Raw genomic sequence first — 23765 nt, 5'->3', positions numbered from 1 at the left:
ATATAGGATGATTAAAATTGAATGTAAATACTTTAAACAATGACATAGTAACAGCACTGATAGAAACATATGAAAGCACCATTCGATTGCCAATCCACCTTGTTAACAGCAAGGGAGGGTATGTAATTCGAAATACAGACATCATGCTGCTCTTTAAAGAATATTCTACAGAGCTTCTCGACGTACTAAATATAGCTTACCAAATAAAAAAACCAGTAGTAATAACACCAACAGATGAGAAAATTGGATGTTATAAATACATCCTGTCACCCTTTTTCCAATATAGAGAAGACTCGTATTTAATTATTACCGGTCCTTTTGTGGAAGATGTATGCGGAAGCAATATAGTGTCTACCGCGTTAAACAAAGACATTCCTATTCTTACCGTAAAGGAGAAAGAAAGCGCCTTAGTAAAGATAAACGATCTACATTATAGCTTAATGTTTGTAAAAAGCTTACGACAAGAGATGACGTGGAAAAATCAGCTGTTGACACTTTATAAAAAGCAGCTCGCTTATATGGAGGATTTCTCTATAAGTAATATTTTAGATTACGCAGTAAAAGAGGGCTTTGTTGACTTTATCGGTATTGCCAAAAGAGAAGAAAATGCTATTTATACCATCCAACATGTAAACGGGGATGCAAAAAAGTTGGAGGGAAAAAGCTTCTTTATCGGAGAAGGTTTATTAGGACATGCTGCTGCTACCAAAAAGATCTTTCATTTTGAGTCTATAAAAGAATCACCAAAAGCAGGATTCTTTCATCAGTTTGACATATACCCTCAGCATGTTTTTGGTTTCCCTATCCAACAGGCTAAAGAAACAGTAGGAATTATGTTTGGAGGCTCCTTGACTAATAAGCCTGTAAGCAAAGAACTAACAGAGCATTTACAAGCACTTGCACAAGCAGCCGCTCAAACAGAATTTTTAATCCAGCAATTGAAGCTTGTTGACAAACAAAGAGATGTTCATGCAGCCTTTTTGAATTTAGCTGACATACTATTGCATACAAATGATCCAATCAGTGTTTTGTACAGCGTTATGGACGTTTGTCATAAATGGAGCAAAAATTGTTTAACTATCTTTACAGCGAGAAGTGGAAAATTGTACAAAAGAGGCAAGGCTTCACAAGCTGCTGAACAAGAGCATCATAAAGTTGCTGAACAACTCTTTTCTAACGGTCACCGAGTTGAAGTAAACGCTTCTAAAAAAGGCTTAATTCATAAGGCAATCACTTTAAATGAGCAAGTTTTAGGTCTGTTTACCATTCACTTCGAGGAAGAGGGGCATTTAGGAGATAAGAGGCTAGAGGCAGAGCTTAAGTTATTAACCGAGGTTTTAGCTGTAAGCTTTGGTTCAAAAAGAATTATTGACTTAGAGGTAAAACAAGAGCCTACTGAAATACTTTTCGAAAGCTTAAAGGAACTAAAACCAGAGGAATTTCATCTTACTTGTAAAGCGACGGAACTACTGAAAGGGTTTATGAGCAAACAAAGCTGGCAGGATTCTGCTGTTGAGGAACTGTTAGAGACATGTAAGGTAATCCCATTCCGTCTAGACTTTCTTCACGATAAAATAAGTGCAGAACGGCTGAAGATACTTAGAGAATATCATCATATACTAAACGGAGAAGAGCAAAGAAGCATTCTGACTGAAGAGGCGCAGCTATTAGTATTAGCTTTTTCTTATCTTAAAGGAATCACAATTCCCTTTAAAGACATAAATAGTCCATTAGCCGTTCAATTCCGTGAATATATCATCGCCCAGAAGGCAAGTAGCAGCAAGGAATTAGAAGCGGATCATGCTACAATCGGAATCACGGAAATTGAGGATTTGAAAGATGTGAAAAGCGTAATAGATAATCTTTCATTAACAAGCAGAGAAAAGGAAGTTCTTCATTTAATTCTTGAAGGTTTAAATAATCAAGAAGTTGCCGATTTACTGTTCATTAGCGCCCATACTGTCAAAAACCACCTAACAAATATCTTTCGAAAACTCGATGTGGCAGATAGAGTACAAGCAATGGCGAAAATTTATCGGATAAAGTATGAACAATAAGTGAATTTGAGGTATATAGCTACACACTGCCAGGCAATATCTCTTTAGTTGTGATGAATTATTGAACGTTTTGGCATTTGATAGAAAACTTCTAATGTACTCCTGTATAAAAGGGTAACTAGGGAGAGTAACAAAATGTCGAAAGGAATCTCATTTAATAACAACGACGTTTTCTTTAAATTTACAAGCGAGCTATACACAGATGTAACGCTTGATTTTTTTGGTCTTCATCAGATACCGAAAATAAAGACGCTATTGCCAAATGAATTCCGATTTACTGCAGATGAAAAAAGATCAGATACTGTTTTCCAGCTGGAAGACGGCTCAATTTTAATGTTAGAATACGAGAGCAATAACAGATTCAAGGAAAATCATTTGAAGTACATGAGGTATGGACATCGTATTTTACAACGATACTTTCAAAGGAAAAATAACATAAAAAAGATTCACTTAGTAGTTGTGTACACAAGTGATGTAACAAAGGTTTTAGATAGTTTAGACGCTGGATCCTTTCGAATTTCCTCCAATCCTGTATTGTTATCAGAGTATAACGGTGATGCTATCATGGAGAATATAAAGGGAAAAATACGTGATAATGTTGAATTAAACCTTGAGGAGCTGTATAAATTAAGTTTTGTGCCATTAATAAACAGCGCAAAGGGTCGTAACGAATTAACACATGAAACAGTATAGCTAGCGAAATGTATAAAGGATGAACATATACAACTACAGGTAATTGCAGGAATTCTTACCTTAACAGATAAATTCATTGATAATAATTACGCCATCAAAGTAAGGGAGTGGTTAAAAATGACGAAAGTTGGGCGGCTGTTAAAGATGCTGTTACAAAGGTAAAAAAAGAAGAAATTATTGAATTAGCTAAGTCTTTATTAGATGTGCTTGCACCAGTAGTAATAGCAGAGAAGACAGGATTAGTTATTAGGGACGTCGAAAAATTACAACAGGAAAAGAATGTACTTAATGACTAAAGAAATAGAATGATTTAAAGCATGGGCCTGGATACAGTATAGGAAACCATGCTTATTTTATTGCAGATAAATAAAGGTATGAAGACTAAAAAAATGTAACTCAATGGACTTTTCTATCTTAATTAAACAAATAAGAACAATTGTTCGTATAATACAATTTTTACGAATACTAGTTTACATAATTAATTTATGGTAAATAATATAAATAACCAAAAGTATAAAAAATTTAATGGTGCTTATACCTATCAATAACGGAATCTGCATCCTTGCAATATATAAATCTATTAGTTATGTCTGCTAAGCGTAAAGTAAATGAAGAAAAGGGAAGGGGAGTTGTTTGCCAAGAGCTGAAATAGTACCTTGTTTATTAATAAATACAGTTTTCTTGCCATTAGATTCTATTATTATGTACCTGCAAGATCTACTGGTAGCAATTCGAACTACACTTTATCTATACAGAGTTTGATGATATCTCCAAAAATCTTAGCATTTTGACGTTTTTACAGACTTTTAGCTTGAATTTTTCTTTTACAGTCGTTAAATTTAACTATTTAACTAAACTTATTTATATATAGTTTAACTTGAATATTTTACAGATATCGACAAATATTAAATTGTTATCATAGTTTAATCACTGCAATTTAACGGCTGCTATGCAGTATGTGTAAGCAACGCAACCGCCAATTAAATACACTAATTAACCTTAACATCATGGTACATTTGAATTCATAAACAATTCCTAATAATACTATTCGTAAAATTAGTATTATACGAATAGTTGTATATTTCTTTTCCTGTGCCCCCTTAGCATTATAATTAATAAAAACAGTAAATTTTATTAAGGTTATTTGATGCAGTAAATTCTGCACCAACATTTAATTGCGCACAGAATTCAACTGCACACATAGTTGCGACAGATTTTTCATTCATTTAACTTTAGTTTGTATTTATTCGATGTAATTTGAGGATTATTTAATTAAAATTAATTCTCCGCTTATTAATTAATTGTTTGTTAACAAATTCAAATCACGTTAACTATTATGTAACTATTTAACCTGTAAATATAATTGCAATTCAAACTAAAACACAAAATTTATCCGATATATCGCATTTTCACTCCTATAACACACAATAGCATACCATTCACCTATACTTGCCTTATTTGCACAGTTTCTTAAAAAATACATTTCGTAAAACAGGTCTTATACGAATAGTTCTATTGTATCTCTTCATCCAAGAAAAAAGACAATCACTTTAAGTGATCGTCTGCATTACCCGCCAATTGAAGACATTTCGATTTTCTTTTTTTGTTTTATAGATAGATTACTTCGCTCTTCTGAGTAACGATCATGTCGACCGTTCCAAATTTGCGATATTTTATTGATAATAATGTCGTCATTTTGTTCACTGCGTATTAAGCTGCGTAAGTCATGGCCTGTTGATGCAAATAAACAGGTATATAATTTTCCATCTGCTGATAACCTTATTCGTGAACATGTTGCGCAAAATGTGTCTGTTACGGAAGAAATAATTCCTATTTCTTGGCTACTGTTCAAATATTGATAACGTGTTGCTACTTCACCAGTATAATTTTCTTTGATTTGTTTAACTGGCATCTGCTCATTTAGTTTGTTTAGTATCTGCTGTTTAGTAACAACCTCTTCCAATTGCCATCCATTTGAATTACCTACATCCATATATTCAATAAATCTTAGAATAAGCTTATGTTGTTTGCAAAATTTGGCCATTGGAATGATGTCTTCCTCATTTTGTCCCTTTTTAACAACCATATTGATTTTAACAATCATTCCTACGTTTAAGGCAGCATGTATGCCGTCCATTACGGTTGTTAATTTACATCTGTGCCCATTTATCATCGAAAACCGCTCTGCATCCAATGAATCTAGACTTACTGTGATTCTCCTTAATCCTGCTATATATAAATCCTTTGCAAATTTCTTTAGCAAAGAACCGTTTGTAGTTAATCCAATATCTTCTAGTTCCTCGATATTATGAAGATCCTTAATTAAGGCTGGTAAGTCCTTTCTAAGCAGTGGCTCTCCTCCGGTTAGGCGAATCTTTTTTACACCTAGCCTGACAAATAGCTTAGCTGTTCTTACAATCTCATCAAATGACAGCATCTGTTCTGACGGCATAAATGTATACCCAGACTTAAATAATTCTTCTGGCATGCAATATACACAGCGGAAATTGCAGCGGTCTGTAACCGATATACGTAAATCTCTTAATGGACGCTGTAATTTATCTAACAGGTTACTCTTCATACTGTCATCTCTTTTCTATTATTTTTCATTAAATGTGATGTATATCACAAGTTTAAAGCGGGATACTTGTTATTCTTAATTAGAGCAACAACTAATCAAAGTACTGGAGGCTATATGATGAATCAACCATTTAACGAGCATTCTATTATTAGTGAGATTGTTACCGAGTTTCCAAAGGCCAGTGATCTCTTTAAAACATACCGTATTGATTTTTGCTGTGGCGGTAATCGCCCGCTGATTGAAGCAGTTACTGAAAGAAATTTATCAATAGATGAAGTGTTAACAAACTTATCTACACTTTACGAACAAACAAATTTATTAAATGAAGCAGCGATAGACTGGAAAAAAGCTTCTTCTAGTGAATTAATAGACCATATTGTCAGTAAGCATCACCGTTTTTTACGAGAAGAATTACCACTGTTAAGTCCATATGTAACAAAAGTTAGGCGTGTTCACGGTGAAAATAATCCTCATTTAGTAAGAATACACAAGCTGTTTTTTGAACTGAAAGCAGAATTAGAGAACCATATTCACAAAGAAGAAAATGAAGACTTTAAGCTAATCTTGGAATATGAACAACAGCCAACTGACGAAAATTATCAAAAATTAACTGCTATTGTTGCAGAGCTTGAGAGCGAGCATCAAAACGCTGGAGACATTTTGAAGGAACTGCGTGACATTACAAATGACTTCACACCTCCAAGCAATGCATGCGGCACCTATCGTCTTGTTTATCATCGTCTTTGTGCCCTTGAAGCAGATATGTTTCAACATATCCATTTAGAAAATAACGTATTGTTTAAACGAGCAATTAAACTAGCTTAATTGTTAGAAAGAGCATGACAGATTTTGTTCATGTTCTTTTTTTCATGTAATAAACTTGATATAGTCCCTTTGTTCGTTAATATTAATAAAACTATCTTCGTTAAACTCCTCAACAAATTTCACATGAAGCTGTGTCAACAAGCTATTCATCGATAAATCTTGGATTTTTAATGCAGAAAAGAGCTTTTTTTTGATTTTAAAGTTGTATATAGAAATTAGAGGCTGAGGTTTTTCGTTTACAATTGGAACGATTGCTTCGTATTCGTCTTCTAGATGAGCTAATAATACTTCCATACTCTGATGCGTAATAAACGGGCTGTCAATTGGCAAAACGAAATACCATTCAGCTTGCTCTCTTTCCATGACGCTATATATTCCAGCAAGGGGTCCATACCCTTGAAAACTGGGCGTGTCTTGAATGATGGTTACTTCCTTAGCAATAAATCTATCTGTAATGGCAGGATGTGAAACTAAATAGATTTTGGAGGTAATAGCTTGGAGTGCTTCTATAGAATATTGATAGAAAAATTTATTCTTTCTCCTCGCAAAGGCTTTGTGTTCACCAAATCTGCTAGACTGTCCGCCGGCTAATATAGTACCTATATATTGATGCATATGCCCTCTCCATTTCGTTACTTAAGAAAAAATAAGCTTACTAAAAAAAACACAATTCCATTAATGATCTCTATAATGCCAATTCTTAGCGGTTTTATTGGCCTCTTTCTTGTAGTAAAAAAATCTTTGCACACACTTGGCAAGTACGCTATCGTCATCCACGGTAAGGCTATTAACAAAGGAAATAGTAGTAATAATAGGTGGAAAATATGAGACTTTCTTTTAAAAGCGGGATTTTTTCGCTCCCTGATTAATGATTTCACGTAAAAGGCACTGCTCATAAAATAGAGCGTGGTAATACATAACAATAGGATTGCCTCTTTCGTTAAGCTTCCTTGCCCAACTATATAAGCAGCTGTTCCCCCGAGAGAAAAAATAAGAATGCCGCTTAAATTATTCCATAAGCTCCTCTCTTGCTTTTTTTTAATGAAATATCTACTAACAAAGAGCAGTGGTAATAATAAGAATATGCCCCATAAGAGAATTGGCTGCATCCATATAATTGGAACGGTAAATAGGATAGCAGCTGTACTATACTTTAGTACCCATGGAAGCATATCTTTCTTTAATTTTGGCTTACGGATGATATTCAATAGTGGTGTAGATGTCAAAAAAATAAAAAACCAACCGATTAAAAGAACAAGATGAAGCCAATTAGGTCCAGACAATATCATTCCGAGCAGATATGGAAGAAAAAACATCATCCAAGTTCCGTGTTCTCTTGGCAAAACCATATGAAATCCTCCCATTTCACTTGCTTGATTAGTTAAGTTCAGCTGTTAATTTTTCTAAATGTATTAATAAATTACCTTCCGTAGTAGTACTGACTAACTGCTTTTTTCGTAATTGATTAAGTGTGCGGTTTATTGTTTCTCTTGATGATCCAATCATGTTAGCAAGCTCTCGATTAGTAAAGTGTGTAGTAATGAGATATAAATCTTTAGTAAAAGGTACTCCATTTGACTTACATAAACGTATTAACAACATCACTATTTGATCGTAGGAACTGTGCAGGATTTGTTCGACCAATCGGTCTTGCAAGTCAATGATTTTTTCAGCGAGAAACGTAAACATTTTCATACATAATTCAGGATGTTTTATTAGGATTTGTTCAAATTCAGTGATTGGTGTGACAACTACTTGAGCATTTTTAAGTACTTCTGCATGTGCTGGAAAGCTCCCTTTCCGAAATAATCCAACATGAGGAAACATTTCGCCGACTTGTGGCACTGCTACGATTTGTTCCTTTCCCGTTACATCTGTGCGATGGATTTTAAGTTTACCTGCGTATAGAAAAAATACTCTATCAAGCGGGTCACCTTGCATATAAATAAATGATTTCGTTTTATATAGCTTCATATAGGAAATGTCTGCAATAGGAAGAAGCTCGTCATCTGAAAGCTCTTTAAAAAGCGTTACACTTCTTAAATAGTTAAATATTACGTCTGACATCTATATTACTCCTCTACAGTGAATAACTCGTTAAACTAGCTTCCTCTTCGGTAATTCCTGTTCAATCCAAGCAACCAATTTGTTTATGTATGCCTTCTTATCTGCTAATTGATCACAGAATGGGATGATGGAATGAATATTTGAGAGAAACTGCAACTGATCGAGATCACGTTCTGACCGTGTGAAAACGACTTTAGGAAATTGCTCCTGTTTATATCCTTCTATTAATAAAAGATCATAATTTAAACAAGACAGCAGCATATGGATTTTTTCGATATCCCACTTTTGATTAGTTATCTCTAAATGGAGAACTCCCTCACCCTCTACTATACTTGCAACAGCACCTGCATCGCTATACTTTGTGGAATCTTTCACAATATTGTCAGGGATGCCGCCGTGTCCATGATGCTTGACTGCGATGACATTATAGCCTTTCTCTGTTAATTGCTGAATCGTCCACTCCATTGCCGTTGTTTTGCCGCTGTTTTGAAAGCCTACGTATTGAAGTATCAAAATAGGTCACTTCCTTCGTGATCTTCTAATAAGAGCACTTCAACTTCCATGCCTTTTTTATAACCTCTCGTTCCTCCAGGAAGGACCATCAGGCAGTTTGCATAGGCAAGTGAAAAGATAATATTGGACTTATCCATACCAATTGGCGCTACGAATAACTGTGTTCCGCCAGTAAAAAGCTTGCTGCGCACAAAGCGTGTAAACGGATTAGCCTTAGGAAAATCAACGTCTAAAATCGCTTTTACTTTTTTCAAAAAAGGTTTATTGCTGCCCAAGCTATGCCGAATGATGGGGCGTGCAAACAGTTCAAAACCGACATAACAAGCTGAAGGATTCCCAGATAACCCATACAATAGCTTTCCATCTAAGCTTGCAATTGTTGTAACACTTCCTGGCCTCATCGCTATTTTATTGCAAAGAATGTCTGCTCCAAGCGCTTCATATACTTTTGGCATATAGTCATAGTCTCCAACTGAAACTCCACCTATTGTAATCATCATATCTACTTCAGCAATTGCCTTGTGTAAGGCGTCATATGTCGCTGTAAAGGTGTCTGGTATCTTTCCATAATGGATTGCTTTTGCACCGCTTCGTTTAATTTGTTCTACAATCATATAGCTGTTGCTGTTACGTATCTTCCCGGGAACTAATGGTTCCTCTACATTCAATAGTTCATCACCTGTAGCAAGAACCCCGATTTTCGGTTTACGCATAACGGCTAATTTCTTGTAACCAAATGTTGCTAATAAGGATTGAATTCCAGGATTTATTTTTGTTCCTTTCCTTACTAGCAGTGTTCCAGACTTAATATCTTCTCCACGAAAGGATATATTGTCTCCCTTTTTTAGCTTTCGAGTAATTTGGATAAAATTCTTTCCGTCTCTTTCTATCTCCTTCACTAGCTCCAACATGATGACCGTATCGCAGCCGGAAGGAATTGGTGCTCCTGTCATGATTCGAACTGCTTGGTGGCCACCAATTCTTTTATGTGATACTGAGCCTGCCCCGATTTTATCAATGACCTCGAATTCTATCCTATTCTCTGATGATGCCCAAGCAGTATCCTCTGCACGCAGCGCAAACCCATCATATGGTGATTTATCGAATGCCGGTACATCCGTTTTTGCGATAATATCCTCTCCTAAAAAACGGTCTGTATTGTCTTCTATAGCAACGATTTCTGTCATGCCTGGATTATGATGCTCCCAAATTCTCTCGATCACTTCGTTTATTTGGACTGGTTTTCGAGATAAGTTCATTTAACTTCTCTCCTTAGTGTTAGTAATGTAACTACTAGGCAAACCTTATAAATCTATTAAATTCTTTTTTATTGCATATTGGACAAGCTCAGGCCTTGTCGTAAGGCCTAACTTACTCATCATATTTGCTTTATGTGCTTCCACTGTTTTCACGGAAATAAATAATTTGTCTGCAATTTCTTTATTTCCATATCCTAGTGCAACTAACGGAAGCACTTCCTGCTCACGGTTTGATAATAAATAATAGGAATCCACGATTTCAGGATCTTGCTCTGGACTCTCAATATGTTCACGAACCATTTTAGTCGAGACTTTAGAGTGAATATATCTTTCCCCTTTCATTACTGCACGAATAGCATGAAGCAGCTCATCATCTTTAGCATTTTTTAAAATATAGCCTGTTGCACCTGATTTAAAAGCGTGATATAAATATTCTTCATCATCATGCATCGTTAGTATTAAGACTTGAATAGGAGGAAAAGCCTTTTTGATTTTCTTTGTTGCCGAAAGTCCGTTTTCTCCAGGAGGCATACTTAAATCCATTAGAACAACATCTGGCTGAAGTCTTTCTACTAAATAAGTAACTTCAAAGCCATCAGCTGCAGTCCCAACTACTTTCATATCCTCTTGTGCGTCAATTAAGAAGGAAAGACCGCTTCTGACGATGGCATGATCATCAGCAATTAATACATTAATCATCTTCATGCTCCTCCTGTTCTAGTGGGATGACAGCTAAAACCTTGGTCCCGATTCCAATGGATGTTTCAATGGAAAATTTTCCTCCAAGCAGAGAGATTCTTTCCTCCATATTTCGCAGACCAAGACCTGTTCCCTTTACATGGATATTATGCAAATCGAAGCCTAAGCCTTCATCCATTACTTCAACACGCAGCTGTTTTTTGCCAGCCAGTAAGTAGACGACAACCTCATCTGTGTCAGCATATTTAGCGGCATTAATAAGCGCTTCCGTACATACCCTGTATACCATTGTTTCAATCTTGCCTGTATAACGTTCTGTTTGAATATTGCTGTAAAGCTCAACCTCCATGCCGAATGTTTCTTCAAATCGTTTACAATAGGACTTTAACGCTGCATAAAGTCCCATATCATCTAAAGCTGCCGGACGTAAATCGATGGCCATCGATTTTATCGAGTTTAGAGATTTTACGATAATTGTTTCGATACTGCTAGCTGTTTCTTTCACTTTTTCGTAATCATTTGTATATCTCATAGATTGTAATTGTATGAGGGCACTGTAGATTTCCTGTGCCAAGCCATCATGCAACTCTCGTGAAAGCCGCTTTCTTTCTTCTTCTGATGCATGGATAACATATTCTGTTAAAGATTTTTGGAATTGAAGCTTTTCTGTTTCTTGTTGGTTTGTTAAATTTCGTAAGATAAGCACATTTACGTCATCGACTTCCTCAAGAGGAAAGTAGCTGCCGCTAAACGGTGTATCATCTGCATGCTGATCGTTCTTTTTTGATAAAAATAACTGAAAAGACTCTAGATTTTTTTCTCCTTCAATAAAACAATTTGAGCAGGTTTGATAACCTGTTTCATTTGTCATGCCGTTGCAAAGATGGCATATCGATGACATATTGGCTACATTCACTTCAAATTTATTAATAAGCTCTATGGCTTTTGGATTCATAAACAGAACTTCATTTTCATGCAAAAAAAAGACTGCATCATTCATTTTATTAAACATTGCTTCAATCAATTTCTGTTTAGAAATGGCAGTTCCCATTTATTCATCCCCTTAACTCATCTAATAATGGGTTTATTTCTGTGCAAATAGAAATCAATTCATTGATAAAGGTTTGATTCAATTTTTTCTTTTTTCTAAAGCCGCCTAATAAAACAGCTTGAACTTCCTGTCCGTGTAATAGAGGAATTGCTGCCATACTGACTAGCTGCTCTGTAATAGTTAATGGGAAGTCTTTCGTTTCCTGTATATCTTTTTTTGCATCTTCTATCACATAAGGGCGAGCAGTTTTCCAAACGATGCCAGCAATTCCTTTCCCTACTTGCAGGACAATTTTTTGATAGCGGTTATTGCGATTGTTTGAAACATATTTCCACTTGATCACTACATCGCCATCTTCATTCTCAGCTGCCATGGCCAAACCGACAAAATCTACTTCCAGCTGAAGTCTTATTTCAATTAATAAGTCGATTATTTTCTGTTCTACACTAAGCGTCAATTGATTTCATTCCCTTTTCTAGCATCATATTTAAATTACTTACGCACCACATTTTTTTGATAGATTATATATCGTCTTTTAATATATCCTATTGGCAAGCTAAATGCATGTACTAATCTGCTGAAAGGAAACAGAGCAAGCAGGGCAAAAGCAGAAATGATATGTAATTTAAACAGCAGCGGAACTCCGCTCATCAGGCTGCCATCCGGCTGAAGAATAAATAACTGTCTAAACCAAATCGAGATTGATTCACGATAGTTAAAATCCGGCTGACTGCTCGTGCCAAAAAATGTGCTGAAAATACCTAAAGACATAACGATGATTAAAATGATATTAATAGATATATCTGAGAAAGTACTAATGGAGCGGACACGTACATCTGATAATCTTCGCCATGTTAACAGAATGATTCCCACATATGCCATGAAGCCGAAAATGCCGCCGACCCATACGGCAATCGTATGATACAGATGGTTACTGATACCAAAAGCTTCTGTTACTTCAATCGGAACAAGCAAGCCTCCCACATGGCCAAAAAACACGAAGATAATTCCGATATGAAATAGACTGCTCCCAATCATTAATTTTTTCTTTTCTAGTAATTCACTGGACTTAGCTGTCCATGAAAATTGATCATAGCGATAGCGAAAGATCATCCCTAACACAAAGATCATCAAGAATATATAGGGAATAACTGTCCAGAAGAGCTGGTTTACACCACTCATTGTATATTCGCCTCCATCTCTGACTCCATACATGCTTTTAAAGAAAGTCGAACAGCTTGAATCACATACTGATACGGATTGTCTTTTTGTTTCAACTCTTCCTGGAGAAAATACGTACCATCCTCCACTATCGCGAATATTAGCTGCCATTTCTGAAGACGATTATTGTGTATCCATTCTCCATTTGCTAAAAACTCTAGCATTAAAGGTAAGTAATCGGATAGCTCTTTTGAGTCCAATTCTAACCCGCACATGGCGTACATCAATTTTAATTGGACAAGTATTTGCCCTCTTTCTTTGGCATCTTCATATTTTACATAAGTCATGTGAAGTGGTGTTTTTTTACTGAAGTCGAATGTTTGCACATAATACTCCTGCTGCTGGAGCAGAGTTAATTCGCTTATATAGTCAAAAAAACGATTCATATTTTCCGATATTTGTTTATTGCTTTCACTATATAACTCTATTAAAGGAAAATCCTGCTGCTTTAGCCGTCTTTCTTGGGGATAAAGCAGCATCAAACTAAATTCTTGGAGTATGGGTCTGTATTTTTCAAATTCACGTTGATTAATCACGCCATATCCCTCCATAAAAATTCTTTTCATATAAGCTTTGATTTGTTGTGTCGACTGGTGGGTTGTTGTTTGCTCCCATACCGCCCCCAGACAACGAGCAGCCATTGCATGCACTAAAACCTGAGGTGCCTTGTTCTGTATAGGGATCTAAGTATGCTTCTTTATGTGAAGTTGGAATAACAAAACGATCTTCATATTTTGCTATGGCAAGTAAACGATACATTTCCTTCGTCGTTTTTTCCGTTAACCCGACACGTTCTAATCGGGAGGTATCAAATTCTTTATTAGCAGAAACAGCCCGCATATATTGACGCATCATAGCCATCTTCTGCAAAGCAAGTGTTATTACATCCGTGTCACCTGCAGTCAGCATGCTGGCAATATAACTGACAGGAATGCGCATTTCTTCAATAGCCGGGAAAATCATATCCGGATTTTGAATGGAATCCTTGCCTTCGAAATAGCTCATTATCGGGGAAAGGGGCGGCACATACCAAACCATTGGCAATGTCCGATACTCTGGATGCAATGGGAAGGCAATTTTATATTCAATCGCCATTTTATAGATTGGTGAATGTTGTGCTGCTTCAATAAAGGACTCTGCTACCCCATCTTTTCTGGCCTGACTGATTATCTCTGGATCATTTGGGTCTAAAAACAGCTCCAGCTGTGCTTTATATAAATCTGTTTCATTGCTGACAGATGCCGCTTCTTCCACACGATCTGCATCATATAAAAGAACGCCTAGATAGCGAATACGTCCTGTGCATGTTTCAGAGCATACGGTCGGAAGTCCATTTTCAATTCTTGGAAAACAAAACGTACATTTTTCTGCTTTGCTTGTTTTCCAGTTAAAATACACTTTTTTATAGGGACAGCCTGACATACAGAAGCGCCAGCTGCGGCATTCTTCTTGATTGACTAGCACAATCCCATCTTCGTCCCGTTTATACATAGCTCCGCTTGGACAGGAAGCAACGCAAGCTGGGTTTAAGCAATGCTCACATAATCTTGGCAGATACGTCATAAAAGCATGGTCAAAGTTCAATTTGATTTCTTCTTCGATTTTTTGGATGTTCGGGTCAAGCGGTGCTGTTTCAGGAGCCCCTGCTAAATCATCTTCCCAGTTCGGTCCCCACTCAATTTCCATTTCCTTGCCGCTTATTAATGATTGGGGACGTGCAACAGGCTGCTGTGCACGTTCCTTCGGCGAGAAAAGGTTATCATATGAATAAGTCCACGGTTCATAATAATCATCAAGCTTCGGCATATCTGGATTGTAAAATATTTTCCCTGTTGCTACTTTATTGATTTTCGAGCCGGACTTAAGCTGCAGCTTTCCTTTTTTATTCAACTCCCAGCCACCCTTATAATGCTCCTGGTCTTCCCAGCGCTTTGGGTAGCCTATCCCTGGTTTTGTTTCAACATTGTTGAACCACATATATTCCGCACCTGGCCGATTTGTCCATGTATTTTTACATGTAACACTGCATGTATGACAGCCGATGCATTTATCTAAATTTAATACCATTGCGATTTGTGCTTTAATCTTCAAGCCAGTCGACCTCCTTCAGCTTCCGAACAACAACATACAAGTCACGTTGATTGCCAATCGGACCATAATAGTTAAACCCGTAGCTAAGCTGTGCATATCCGCCTACCATTTGTGTTGGTTTTACATGTATTCTTGTTGGTCCATTGTGACTTCCCGGGCGATTTCCTGTAAGCTTTGAACCAGGCATATTAATGTGGCGGTCCTGAGCATGATACATAAACATAGACCCCCGCGGCATGCGGTGACTAACGACCGCTCTGGCAACTGTTACACCATTGCGATTAAATACTTCAAGCCAATCATTATCTTTAATTTCAGCGTTCTTTGCATCTATATCACTTATCCAGACAGTAGGACCACCGCGGAAGAGAGTAAGCATATGCTGATTATCCTGATACATACTGTGGATATTCCATTTACCATGTGGTGTCATGTATCGAAGAATTAAGTTAGCTTCAGCTGCCGGCATATTATCCTGTTCATCAAAAATAATTTGCGGCAATGTCGGTTTATAGACTGGTAAGTTCTCGCCATATTCAAAGAACAATTCATGATCGAGATAAAAATGCTGACGTCCTGTCAATGTTCGAAAAGGCACAAGCCTTTCGATATTTGTTGTAAAAGGTGAGTATCGTTTGCCATCATTATTAGAACCGGTGAAAATTGGTGTTGGAATAACCTCTCTTGGCTGGACGGTCACACTTTCGAACGTCATTTTTTCACCTTGCCGTTTTATTGCAATATCCTTTAACGGCATGCCTGTTTTCTCTTCCATCGTTTCCCACGCTCTAACAGCTAACTCTCCGTTAGTTGCACTTGATAGTGCTAATATACTGTTGGCGACTTTTTTTTCATCGGCAATGATTGGCAAACCGTTTTTGATTGTATCATCATCATAAGTGCCTAACGATTGTTTTAATTCCTCATATTGTTCAGTTGTTTTGTAATTAACACCATGGGCCCCTGTTGGGTACGTACCAACTTTTGGTCCTAATGTGATAAACTTGTCATAAATTTGCCGATAATCACGTTCTACCAGTGTAAAGTTTGGCATGGTCTTGCCAGGGATTGCATCGATTTCGCCTTTTTTCCAATCCTTCACTAATCCATATGGCTGGGCTATTTCCGAAGGTGCATCATGGTTGAGCGGAACGGACACTACATCAATCTCAGGAGCATCAAACTGGGACTGAGCCATTTCTGTAAAAGATTTCGCAAGTCCCTTAAATATGTTCCAGTCTGATTTAGACTCCCAGACAGGATCAACTGCTTTATTAAAGGGATGAACGAATGGATGCATATCTGTACTGCTTAAGTCTTCCTTTTCATACCAGGTTGCTGCTGGCAGAATAATATCGGAGTACATCGGAGTTGCAGTCATACGGAAATCCAATGTAACTAATAAATCAACTTTGCCTGTTTGTTCCTCCTCATGCCATTTCACTTCCTCTGGTTTAAAGCTATGACTTGGAGAAGCTAACACATTTTCAGTCGTGCCAAGCAGATGCTTCATAAAATATTCCTGCCCCTTACTGGAGCTGGACATTAAATTGGAGCGCCAAACAAATAAACCACGTGGAAAGTTCACTGGATTATCAGGGTCTTCAATAGCAAAGGATGTTTCTCCTGACTTTAATTCCTTTACCAAATTAGGAATTATGTCTTCCGGATTTTTATTGTTTTTCGCAAAGTTTAATGAGTTTTTATTAAACTGCGGGTAAGAAGGCAACCAGCCTAATCTGGCAGCAAGCACATTATAATCAGCTGGATGTTTATATGTTATATCCTTCACAAGCGGAGAAGCATATAGTTTGTTGCCTAGCTCTTCTTCCTCATATCGCCACTGATCAGATGTAAAATAGAAGAAGGATGTTCCATTTTGCTGACGAGGCGGTGCCTGCCAGTCCTTAGCAAAGGCTATCGTTCCCCAGCCTTCATACGGACGGCATTTCTCCTGACCAACATAATGAGCCCAGCCACCTCCGTTAACTCCCTCAGATGCTGTTAAAATAACTAAGTTCAAAATGGCTCGGTAAATCGTATCACTGTTGTACCAATGATTGATTCCTGCCCCCATGATGATCATCGAGCGACCTTGTGTGTCAATCGAGTTTTGGGCAAATTCTTTTGCTATTTGCTCGACGATGCTTGCTTTAACTCCAGTAATCGGCTCCTGCCAGGCTGGCGTGTAAATATCATCTTCAATTAGGACCGCCGGATCTTCTGAAACACCATATTGGGCAAGCATGACATCATAAACAGTTGCAGCAAACTCGGTGGAACCGTCTGCTAATAAAATCGGAATAGCGGAAATTGGCCGGTCAAAAACTTTATTTCCACTTGATTCAAATAACGGAAATTGTATCTTTACTTTTTCTGCATTCTCTTGTGAAAAAGTAGATAATAAGGGCGAAATCGCTTCTCCTCTTTCTGTTTCCAGCTTTAAATTCCATTTTTCGTTATCATTCCAACGCTGGCCAATCGTTCCATTTGGCACTACAATGCGATTGGAATCTTCATCTAAAAGAACTGGTTTCCATGCGCCATTAACCATGTTGTCATCGTTTTTCAGCTCTTCTGCTCGAAGAAATCGGCCTGCTTTAAACTTGCCGTCACTAGTTGGCTCCAGCTTTAACAAAAATGGTAAATCTGTATATTTTTTTGCATAGTTAATGAATGCTTCTTCTTTCCGGTTTATATAAAATTCCTTCAGAATTACATGTGTCATCGCTTGTGCCAAGGCTGCATCTGTTCCTGGGTGAGGTGCTAGCCAGTTGTCTGCGAATTTCACACTTTCTGCATAATCAGGCGCCACAGAAACAACTTTAGCACCTTTATAGCGCACCTCTGCCATAAAATGCGCATCTGGTGTTCGTGTTAATGGAACATTCGAGCCCCACATCATGATATAACCGGCGTTATACCAATCACTAGATTCTGGTACATCTGTTTGTTCCCCCCATATTTGCGGAGAAGCAGGCGGTAAGTCTGCATACCAATCATAGAAGCTTAGTAGCTCTCCTCCGATCAAGCTTAAAAAACGGCTGCCTGCAGCATAGCTGATCATGGACATCGCAGGAATAGGGGAAAACCCGGCAATTCGGTCAGGTCCATATTTTTTTATCGTATAAATAAGCATAGCGGAGATCATTTGATACGCTTCTTCAAATGTAACGCGAATCATGCCGCCCTTTCCTCTAAGCTTCTTATAAGAGTCTGCTTTTTCTTTATCCTCGACTATACTTCCCCATGCTTTGACTGGGTCTTGATAATGTTGTAATGCTTCTTGCCACATTTTCCAAAGCCGTCCTCGCATATATGGAAATTTAATGCGCAGCGGGCTGTACTCATACCAAGAAAAGCTTGCTCCCCGCGGACAGCCCCTTGGTTCAAACTCCGGCATATCAGGTCCGCAGCTTGGATAATCTGTTGCTTGATTTTCCCATGTAATAATGCCGCTCTTAACGAAGACCTTCCAGCTGCATGAACCTGTGCAGTTAACACCGTGAGTTGTCCGCACTTCTTTGTCATGCGCCCATCTCCCCCGGTAAATATTTTCCCATTCGCGGTCTGTTTCTTGTAAAACAGACCAGTTACCATTAAATTTTTCTGTTTTCTTAAAAAAGTTTAATTTCTTTGTCCGTTTAGCCATTATGAGCCCTCCTGTTTAAAACCGACTCGATCTACTATTCCATTGTATCGACCTTTCTTTCGAACTAACTATTAGGGAAATTCCCTATATTGGCTTTTCAAGAGGTGAAAACAGTCAATTGTCGCAGAATGTTCAAATTTACGCTTTTTGGCAGCCGGAAATTGATTAAGGGAATCCCCTGATTTTTCCGCTCACTATGCTGATAAAATGTTGTTTTTTCACAATATCCCTGGATAGAAAACAAAAAACATCAAGCTATAAAGCTTGATGCTACAATGTTTATTCAGAAAAAAAGCCCAGTAAGTTATTTATTATTTCACAAACTTTATATGCCATTTTCGCTATTGCAGGCTCATTGGCAATCATGTACCCTATGGATTGTAGCGAGTACCAGCGCTGATTTAAGGCCTCCTATTAAGAATTTTTGTTCATCAATTCACACTTGCATGATTAAGAACAATTTTAGAAAGGATGTTTACAATGGGTACACTTAGAAGCGTACAATTATTTCTCCAAACATCAAGTTTAATTGCAGGATTTATGGTATGGGTTCTTATATCCTCACTCATTCCACTCATAAAAGAGGATATTCCGCTGACAGACGGCCAGACGGCATTAGTGACAGCTGTCCCTGTTATTTTAGGATCATTATTGCGGATACCAATCGGATATTTCACCAACCGGTTTGGTGCAAGGATCATTCATATCATTAGTTTTATTCTGCTGATGCTTCCTGTCTTCTTAATAAGTAAAGCGGATTCAATGGCTGATTTAATTATAGGAGGATTATTTATTGGTATAGGCGGAGCTGTATTTTCAGTTGGGGTTACCTCGATTCCTAAATACTATCCAAAAGAAAATCATGGATTTGTAAATGGTATTTACGGCTTAGGAAATGCAGGTACGGCAATCAGTACATTTGCGGCACCAGTGGTGGCAAAATCAATTGGCTGGACGCAAACGGTTCAGTTATATTTAATACTTTTGCTTGTATTTGCCGCATTAAATATCTTCTTCGGTGACCGCAAAGAACGAAAAGTAACGGTTTCATTAATAGAACAAGTGAAAGGCGTATATAAAAACTCTACGCTATGGTTTATTAGTTTATTTTATTTCATTACTTTCGGTGCTTTTGTTGCCTTTACTGTTTATTTACCAAACTTTTTGACAACCCATTTTGGATTAGACAGTGTTGACGCAGGGTTACGGACAGCAGGCTTCATTGTTTTAGCAACTTTGATGCGTCCAACTGGCGGGTGGTTAGCAGATAGATTTAATCCATACAAAATATTAATGATTGTATTTCTTGGGCTGGCATTTTCAGGCGTGCTCCTTTCATTCTCCCCGTCCATTGGTCTCTATTCTGTTGGTGTATTGACAATCGCGTTATCTGCTGGGATAGGAAATGGAACGATATTCAAGCTAGTGCCGCTTTATTTTTCGAAACAAGCTGGCATCGTAAACGGAATTGTGTCGGCAATGGGTGGTTTAGGCGGCTTCTTCCCGCCGCTTGTTCTGTCGTTTGTTCTTAATGCAACTGGTCACTATTCAATTGGATTTATGGCTATTTCAGAATTTGCCTTAGTCAGCTTTGTTATTGTAGTATGGCTATTTTATAAGGATAATCTTTTCATTGAAAAACAAATCATTAATGAAACGAAGGAAGCTATTTTAATTACTAATCCTCATGGAATTATCGAGGATATTAATCTATCATTCTCCACATTAACTGGTTACTCAAAAGACGAGGTAATCGGCAAAAATCCAAATATCCTGCAGTCAGGAAAACATGATGACGTTTTTTATCAGCATATGTGGAATATGATTAAACAAAAAGGCTACTGGGAAGGGGAAATTTGCAATAAGCGTAAAAACGGTGAACTGTACCAGCAATGGATGACGATAAGCGCCATTAAAAGCAAATCTGGCGAAGTTAAAAAATATGTTGGTATGTTAAATGATTTAGCAGTTAAAAGCTAGCAAACTAGTAAAAGGGTGTCCTGATTAGGAGGATATCCTTTTTTTTGTGTATGTCGATTAAATTATATAAATATAACGAAATCCTCTTTTTATTTAGTGAATTTAAAGGGGATATCATTCCCCTTTTTACAGTTTCATTCCCATTCTGCTTTTGTATCTTTTAATCAGAATTTGGCAATCGACACTAACTACTCCTTTTAGCGGATAAAGTTTTTCGGTCAAAAACTTTTCCATTTCTTGATTATCACCAAAGATACCATGCATATGTAATTTACTAGGTCCTGTCATATGATACAAGCTAGTAACAGAATGTTCTTCAGCAAGCTTTGCTGCTACTTCTTCTAAATGCTGGGGCTCTACCTCTACATTAAAAAACGCAGATACATGAATACCGATTTTAGTTGGATTAATCACCGTTGTAAATTTTTCGATTACGCCTTTCTCTGTTAGGTTGTTAATACGCATTTGCACAGCAACCCTTGATAAATCAACTTCTTTTGCGATATCTGTGTAAGAAATGCGGCTGTTCTCATGCAGCATAGATAAGATGGTTTTATCTATTTCATCGAGCACTAAATTTGGAACGCTATAATTGGAAGACAAATTTATCATACCTCTCTTTCCTTTTGTTTCTATTATTTTCGAAAAACGTTATTGAGTGTATTTAACCATATAGAAATTTAATAGTAAATAAAAAAGAACAGAGTTTTCATATAGTAATAAAACAAAACATATTTCATTAAATAATAAATATTTTGCAAAAGAACTATTACATTTCGTAACGATATATGATATAAATAAAAATATTAATTTGTATACAAACTATTCACTATCATATGAAAAGTCAGAATTTAATATTTTAAGATCGGCTTTTACGGAAAGGAGATGGATTTTTTTAACTTTTTATTTCTGAAAATTTTTAATTTTGTATTATTACTCACCATGACATGAACTTTAGGAGGATTTATATGACTATTAACGAACCAGTATATGCAGCCATGTTAGTGCTTGCATTAATAGCGATTGGCGAAATTGTTTCCATCTTAACACGAGCACGCGTGCCAATGCTGCTTATTGCCATAATGGGCTTTCTTATTTTAATTTGGACAGGGATATTCCCTGAAGACATCGTAGATACATCTTCTTTTAGCACAATGGGTACGTTACTGACAGGTCCTCTCGTTGTTCACTTAGGAACACTAATCCCGCTTACCTTAATGGGTAAACAGTATCGGGCTGTATTGATCGCCTTAGGTGGAGCGTTAGTTGCGTTAGTATTTGTACTTCCTGTAATTACAATGCTCTTTGGTTATGAGACTGCTGTAGCTGGTACAGGACCGTTAGTAGGTGGAATTGTTGCTTTTATTGTTACCTCTGATGCATTAAATGCAGCTGGATATGAATATTTAGTCGCAATACCGGCGCTAGTACTCGCCATACATAAGTTATTTGGATTACCAGTGGCATCAATGTTTCTTCGTAAATACGCATTAATTCTGCGTGCTAAATGGGATCAAACGGATTCAAGTTCTTATATTGCTGCAGCCGCAGAGGTTCCTTTGCATCATGGTGCAGAAGCAGTCAGCAAACCTAAGGTAAGAAAGAAATATGAATTTAACACGGCCAATATTTTATTGTTTAAGTTGTTCGTAGGAGCATCGCTTGGAACAGTACTTGGAGAACTTACGGGGATAAGCGGAACCATCTGGTGTTTATTCATCGGTGTTATAGGCACGAAAGTAAACTTCTACAATGAAAACATCATGGATAAAGCAAAAGCATCTAGTATCGCTGTATTAGGTACAATATTTATTGTTATTGCTTCCATGAGTAAAGTAAGTCTTACAGAGTTCCTGCATTTTATTCCACAGGTTCTAACCATAATCATTATCGGTGAAATAGGCATTCTTGCAGGTGGGTTCATTGTATCAAAACTAGTAAAATGGCACCCTTATAAAGGGATGTCGCTTGCATTGACGGCGATGTTTGGCTTCCCTGCTGATTATATTTTATGCCAGGAAGTAAGCCGCAGTGTTGGACGAAATGAAGAAGAGGAAAAACGACTGTTAAATGAATTATCACCGCCGATGCTGATCGGAGGATTTACAACAGTAACGGTCGCATCTGTTATCATTGCTAGTATTTTAGTTAAAACATTGTAAAGAATATTAGAATAATAGAATGAAAAACACTTATCATAATCTCTTTTAGTAAAGGAGGATTTTTGATAAGTGTTTTTTTCATCGATACTGTTCTTATTTTAGTTTTTACTCCTGTAAAAATTAAGAATTGTCGTATTTCTTCTTTGCAATCCAATCTTTCGATATCAGTATTGCTGCAAAACATAAAATCAAGGTAATGAGTAAGTTTGCTGTTAATTTAGAATGGATGATTCCTGTCATAAGGATTTCAACAGCATGTGCACTCATCATTGCTGGGTTAATTAGATCTACAAAAGAATTAATGCCAACGAGAGATCTGCATAATAATAAAAGAACAATAGACAGTAATGAAATAATACCTTGATTGTTAAATAACGTGCTAAACATGGTCGTAAAGGAAATAATGAATAATACCCATACTAAATAAAACAGCAGTGCTAATAACATATCAGCAAAGCTGACATTGGAAAATAAAAGGTTCACATATGCATATGAGGCGAGGTATCCTATTGCGACACACGCTGCAACAAACCAATAATTAGAGAGGACCTTTGCGCCAATGTATTGAGACACACTGACTGGTCTTGTCAAAATAAAGGCTAACATGCCATTTGCTTTGTCAGATTGCACGGCACCCATTAAGGAAATGACGATAATTAATAGCCCTAATTGATCAAACTGTGACTCAAGTGTAGTCGCTAGCACCTCTCCCCCTTTTAGCTGTTCAAAAAAGCTCGGGTCAATCGTTATTCCTTGATCTCCTCCCATGGCTTTTAATAGAGCAGGCAAGTAGTAGCTGAGGACCGGTTGCATCATTCCTAAAAGGATAAACACAAGCGGGAACCAAACTATTTTGAAATCACGAATCATTTGAACAAATTCTTTTTTTGATAATATCGCAACATTATTCATCA

General features: G+C 37.1%; 21 protein-coding genes. 6 read left to right on the top strand and 15 right to left on the bottom strand.

All coding sequences use genetic code 11. The features are described from left to right. Window positions 1-17 precede the first annotated feature (17 nt). The 3 genes from MKX82_RS24735 to MKX82_RS24725 all read left to right on the top strand — a co-directional run bounded on the left by MKX82_RS24735 (window position 18) and on the right by MKX82_RS24725 (window position 3046). Complete coding sequence (locus MKX82_RS24735) at window positions 18-2057, top strand: LuxR C-terminal-related transcriptional regulator (RefSeq protein ID WP_341080851.1); 2040 nt, start codon at window positions 18-20, stop codon at window positions 2055-2057. A 135-nt stretch (window positions 2058-2192) separates the two neighbouring features. Continuing rightward, window positions 2193-2750, top strand: coding sequence for a hypothetical protein (locus tag MKX82_RS24730; protein ID WP_341080850.1), 558 nt, complete (start codon window positions 2193-2195; stop codon window positions 2748-2750). 107 nt (window positions 2751-2857) lie between these two features. After that, entirely contained in the window at window positions 2858-3046 is a 189-nt protein-coding gene (locus MKX82_RS24725) for a hypothetical protein (protein WP_341080849.1), read from the top strand. Window positions 3047-4317: 1271 nt separating this feature from the next. Here the strand turns inward: MKX82_RS24725 and moaA are convergent. Continuing rightward, complete coding sequence (gene moaA, locus MKX82_RS24720) at window positions 4318-5331, bottom strand: GTP 3',8-cyclase MoaA (RefSeq protein WP_341080848.1); 1014 nt, start codon at window positions 5329-5331, stop codon at window positions 4318-4320. A 117-nt stretch (window positions 5332-5448) separates the two neighbouring features. Here moaA and ric point away from each other — a divergent pair, with 117 nt between their 5' ends. Further along, window positions 5449-6156, top strand: a complete 708-nt coding sequence (gene ric, locus MKX82_RS24715) for an iron-sulfur cluster repair di-iron protein (protein WP_233315646.1) — start codon at window positions 5449-5451, stop codon at window positions 6154-6156. Window positions 6157-6198: 42 nt separating this feature from the next. Here the strand turns inward: ric and MKX82_RS24710 are convergent, their stop codons facing one another. The 12 genes from MKX82_RS24710 to MKX82_RS24655 are packed head-to-tail and all read right to left on the bottom strand — an operon-like array spanning window position 6199 to window position 18709. After that, a complete protein-coding gene (locus MKX82_RS24710) occupies window positions 6199-6771 on the bottom strand; it encodes a molybdenum cofactor guanylyltransferase (protein WP_341080847.1) in 573 nt (190 codons plus the stop codon). A 17-nt stretch (window positions 6772-6788) separates the two neighbouring features. Continuing rightward, window positions 6789-7505, bottom strand: a complete 717-nt coding sequence (locus tag MKX82_RS24705) for a YwiC-like family protein (RefSeq protein WP_237942711.1) — start codon at window positions 7503-7505, stop codon at window positions 6789-6791. A 28-nt stretch (window positions 7506-7533) separates the two neighbouring features. Beyond that, window positions 7534-8223, bottom strand: a complete 690-nt coding sequence (locus tag MKX82_RS24700; protein ID WP_233315287.1) for a Crp/Fnr family transcriptional regulator — start codon at window positions 8221-8223, stop codon at window positions 7534-7536. 30 nt (window positions 8224-8253) lie between these two features. After that, the gene (mobB, locus tag MKX82_RS24695; protein WP_251645862.1) at window positions 8254-8736 is read right to left on the bottom strand and encodes a molybdopterin-guanine dinucleotide biosynthesis protein B; all 483 of its coding nucleotides are present in this window, start codon (window positions 8734-8736) and stop codon (window positions 8254-8256) included. After that, window positions 8733-9995: a molybdopterin molybdotransferase MoeA gene (locus MKX82_RS24690; protein WP_341080844.1), complete on the bottom strand. Its 1263-nt coding sequence runs from the start codon at window positions 9993-9995 to the stop codon at window positions 8733-8735. Before MKX82_RS24690 ends, mobB begins: the two co-directional genes overlap by 4 nt. A gap of 45 nt (window positions 9996-10040) precedes the next feature. Beyond that, the gene (locus tag MKX82_RS24685) at window positions 10041-10691 is read right to left on the bottom strand and encodes a response regulator (RefSeq protein WP_233315647.1); all 651 of its coding nucleotides are present in this window, start codon (window positions 10689-10691) and stop codon (window positions 10041-10043) included. Next, window positions 10687-11745, bottom strand: coding sequence for a sensor histidine kinase (locus MKX82_RS24680; RefSeq protein ID WP_233315290.1), 1059 nt, complete (start codon window positions 11743-11745; stop codon window positions 10687-10689). The genes MKX82_RS24685 and MKX82_RS24680 overlap by 5 nt, the downstream gene beginning before the upstream one ends. 4 nt (window positions 11746-11749) lie before the next feature. After that, window positions 11750-12202 (bottom strand): GAF domain-containing protein, encoded by a 453-nt coding sequence (locus MKX82_RS24675; protein ID WP_233315291.1) that lies wholly within the window; start codon window positions 12200-12202, stop codon window positions 11750-11752. Between the two features lie 35 nt (window positions 12203-12237). After that, window positions 12238-12927 carry a respiratory nitrate reductase subunit gamma gene (gene narI, locus MKX82_RS24670; RefSeq protein WP_233315292.1) on the bottom strand — a complete coding sequence of 230 codons (690 nt, stop codon included), beginning with the start codon at window positions 12925-12927 and terminating at the stop codon, window positions 12238-12240. Then, entirely contained in the window at window positions 12924-13502 is a 579-nt protein-coding gene (gene narJ / locus MKX82_RS24665) for a nitrate reductase molybdenum cofactor assembly chaperone (protein ID WP_251645876.1), read from the bottom strand. Before narJ ends, narI begins: the two co-directional genes overlap by 4 nt. Further along, a complete protein-coding gene (narH, locus tag MKX82_RS24660) occupies window positions 13495-15057 on the bottom strand; it encodes a nitrate reductase subunit beta (RefSeq protein WP_237942699.1) in 1563 nt (520 codons plus the stop codon). Before narH ends, narJ begins: the two co-directional genes overlap by 8 nt. Then, on the bottom strand, window positions 15047-18709 hold the full coding sequence (locus MKX82_RS24655; RefSeq protein WP_341080841.1) for a nitrate reductase subunit alpha: 3663 nt from the start codon (window positions 18707-18709) through the stop codon (window positions 15047-15049). Before MKX82_RS24655 ends, narH begins: the two co-directional genes overlap by 11 nt. A 480-nt stretch (window positions 18710-19189) precedes the next feature. Here MKX82_RS24655 and MKX82_RS24650 point away from each other — a divergent pair, with 480 nt between their 5' ends. Continuing rightward, window positions 19190-20689, top strand: a complete 1500-nt coding sequence (locus tag MKX82_RS24650) for a nitrate/nitrite transporter (RefSeq protein ID WP_237942695.1) — start codon at window positions 19190-19192, stop codon at window positions 20687-20689. Between the two features lie 126 nt (window positions 20690-20815). Here the strand turns inward: MKX82_RS24650 and MKX82_RS24645 are convergent, their stop codons facing one another. Next, window positions 20816-21301 carry an Lrp/AsnC family transcriptional regulator gene (locus MKX82_RS24645; protein WP_396953803.1) on the bottom strand — a complete coding sequence of 162 codons (486 nt, stop codon included), beginning with the start codon at window positions 21299-21301 and terminating at the stop codon, window positions 20816-20818. A gap of 356 nt (window positions 21302-21657) precedes the next feature. Here MKX82_RS24645 and MKX82_RS24640 point away from each other — a divergent pair, with 356 nt between their 5' ends. After that, on the top strand, window positions 21658-22851 hold the full coding sequence (locus MKX82_RS24640; RefSeq protein WP_233315297.1) for a hypothetical protein: 1194 nt from the start codon (window positions 21658-21660) through the stop codon (window positions 22849-22851). A 120-nt stretch (window positions 22852-22971) separates the two neighbouring features. Here MKX82_RS24640 and MKX82_RS24635 read toward each other — a convergent pair whose 3' ends face one another. Beyond that, window positions 22972-23763 carry an ABC transporter permease gene (locus tag MKX82_RS24635; RefSeq protein ID WP_341081633.1) on the bottom strand — a complete coding sequence of 264 codons (792 nt, stop codon included), beginning with the start codon at window positions 23761-23763 and terminating at the stop codon, window positions 22972-22974. Window positions 23764-23765: the final 2 nt, after the last annotated feature.

It is taken from the genome of Niallia sp. FSL R7-0271 (assembly GCF_038005785.1).
Classification (GTDB): domain Bacteria; phylum Bacillota; class Bacilli; order Bacillales; family Cytobacillaceae; genus Niallia.
Note: the sequence above shows the minus strand (reverse complement) of the source record. Positions and strands in the feature narration are given on the sequence as shown.

Coding starts and splice junctions, on each gene's coding strand:
- MKX82_RS24730 (WP_341080850.1), top strand. CDS start 2,193: ATGTCGAAAGGAATCTCATTTAATAACAACGACGTTTTCTTTAAATTT.
- moaA (WP_341080848.1), bottom strand. CDS start 5,331: ATGAAGAGTAACCTGTTAGATAAATTACAGCGTCCATTAAGAGATTTA.
- ric (WP_233315646.1), top strand. CDS start 5,449: ATGAATCAACCATTTAACGAGCATTCTATTATTAGTGAGATTGTTACC.
- MKX82_RS24710 (WP_341080847.1), bottom strand. CDS start 6,771: ATGCATCAATATATAGGTACTATATTAGCCGGCGGACAGTCTAGCAGA.
- MKX82_RS24705 (WP_237942711.1), bottom strand. CDS start 7,505: ATGGTTTTGCCAAGAGAACACGGAACTTGGATGATGTTTTTTCTTCCA.
- MKX82_RS24700 (WP_233315287.1), bottom strand. CDS start 8,223: ATGTCAGACGTAATATTTAACTATTTAAGAAGTGTAACGCTTTTTAAA.
- MKX82_RS24690 (WP_341080844.1), bottom strand. CDS start 9,995: ATGAACTTATCTCGAAAACCAGTCCAAATAAACGAAGTGATCGAGAGA.
- MKX82_RS24680 (WP_233315290.1), bottom strand. CDS start 11,745: ATGGGAACTGCCATTTCTAAACAGAAATTGATTGAAGCAATGTTTAAT.
- narI (WP_233315292.1), bottom strand. CDS start 12,927: ATGAGTGGTGTAAACCAGCTCTTCTGGACAGTTATTCCCTATATATTC.
- MKX82_RS24655 (WP_341080841.1), bottom strand. CDS start 18,709: ATGGCTAAACGGACAAAGAAATTAAACTTTTTTAAGAAAACAGAAAAA.
- MKX82_RS24650 (WP_237942695.1), top strand. CDS start 19,190: ATGGGTACACTTAGAAGCGTACAATTATTTCTCCAAACATCAAGTTTA.
- MKX82_RS24645 (WP_396953803.1), bottom strand. CDS start 21,301: ATGATAAATTTGTCTTCCAATTATAGCGTTCCAAATTTAGTGCTCGAT.
- MKX82_RS24640 (WP_233315297.1), top strand. CDS start 21,658: ATGACTATTAACGAACCAGTATATGCAGCCATGTTAGTGCTTGCATTA.
- MKX82_RS24635 (WP_341081633.1), bottom strand. CDS start 23,763: ATGAATAATGTTGCGATATTATCAAAAAAAGAATTTGTTCAAATGATT.